Origin of the sequence: Brachymonas moutaii (nom. illeg.) (genome assembly GCF_049977365.1) — a bacterium.
Taxonomy (GTDB): Bacteria; Pseudomonadota; Gammaproteobacteria; order Burkholderiales; family Burkholderiaceae_C; genus Brachymonas.
This window is the reverse complement of the sequence record NZ_JBNGEN010000052.1, coordinates 1-219: the sequence shown is the minus strand read 5'-3', so window position 1 is coordinate 219 and position 219 is coordinate 1. Positions and strand designations below refer to the sequence as shown.

Below are 219 nucleotides of genomic sequence, written 5' to 3'. Positions count from 1 at the left end.
GGTTTCAGCGGCAGCCTGGATGCCAAAGAACTGGCCAGCGGTCAGCCTGTGAAAAGGTATTACTGGAAGGGACATTATCCAAAGCTTGCTGACATGGGCTCATTGGATTCCTTTTCTACCGATGGAAGTAAAAATGTTGGAGAAATTCAGCCAAAGATGCGTGACAACCTCTTCACCATCACCGCTACCACCCGCGAGGTACGGTCATGAGCATCTCTA

1 protein-coding gene is annotated in these 219 nt (G+C 49.8%); it reads left to right on the top strand.

What is annotated here, in order from left to right; translation table 11 throughout:
- Window positions 1–210 (top strand): hypothetical protein (locus tag ACP2WS_RS11385; protein WP_426460869.1); only part of this gene is annotated, 210 nt, incomplete at its 5' end.
- Window positions 211–219 lie beyond the last annotated feature (9 nt).